Source organism: Psychrobacter sp. 1U2, assembly GCF_051847575.1.
The window spans coordinates 1-1,157 of the sequence record NZ_JBPYDC010000369.1; the positions used below are offsets into that span (position 1 = coordinate 1).

At 44.3% G+C, this 1,157-nt stretch carries 1 protein-coding gene; it reads right to left on the reverse strand.

What is annotated here, in order from left to right; all coding sequences use genetic code 11:
* A partial coding sequence (locus tag ACS8FD_RS15880) for a DNA translocase FtsK 4TM domain-containing protein (RefSeq protein ID WP_439276559.1) occupies window positions 1-1,115 on the reverse strand: 1,115 nt, incomplete at its 3' end.
* Window positions 1,116-1,157 lie beyond the last annotated feature (42 nt).

Sequence of the window (1,157 nt, forward strand, 5' to 3'; positions counted from 1 at the left end):
GCTCTATCGTCATATTCTACTGCTTGCTCAAAATCTACATGAGTTTCTACAGGTGCAGATATAACAGGATCTGTAGCGGGCATCGGCGTTGATACGTATTGATCTTTCTCAGATTCAGTGGCCAATAAATCATCGACCGTACCAGCATCATTCCATGCAAAGCTAGGTTCAACTTTACGAGTAGGCATAGTGGGTGCTACTACTTGTGTCTTATTATTAGCGTTTTCAGTATGGTTATTCGATATAGGAGCTGATGCTTGCGAGCTGTCATACATAGTAGCCTGATTTGTAGCAGACTCAGCAGCATTGGCTGCAACAGTCGCCTTGACGCTAGCGCCAAGTCCTGACTTGGCCAAAAAATCCGTTAGCGCATGACTAAAGCGACTATTATTATCTGGCGTATGGCTTACGCCAGCGGTTTGTAGCTCGAGGGGTAGTTGCTCGTAGCCATCGGCACTTTGTTTCGCTTTACGTTCAGTGCTTGTACGGTTGTTAGTACTGGCAGCTAACTTATGAGCTGCGCTGTTTTCCTCGTCGTTAGATGCTGTATTATCAGAGCCTTGCTGACTGTAGATATGCTGAACACTATTATCTTTGACACCTGAGCCAAGCCATGACAAATCGATAAGCTTACCATATAACTTATGCCAATGAATATTGAACGCAAACGCCGCAGTGATACCGACAAACCCTGCCAAAAACAATACACTTCCCCACTGCGATAATAGCTGCGTCAGGCGTGCTTGCAACTCAAGCCCGATGATGCCGCCTGCAACGCCTTCAAGGCCTGATGCAATAGGGTCTGTAACTTGCTGTACTAGAGCAACAATTTGCGCAAACAAGGCACTACTACTTAGTATTAAAAAGACATAAGCCACCAAGCGTAGCAACCAAAACGTCGGCTTATTGTCCCACCAAATCAAGATAGATTCATAGATTAAAAAAGCCAGTAGCCACCAAGCGCCAAAGCCAAAAAAGCTATAGAACAGATCAGACAACCATGCGCCTGTTGAGCCGCCCATATTATTAATCGTCGTCATATCACTGCTAATATGCGACCAGCTAGGATCATTGCCGGTATAGGTCGATAAAATAACGAACAAATAAACGGCCAAAATTATCCCAAGAAAGGTAAATATCCCTTTTTTTAAATACTC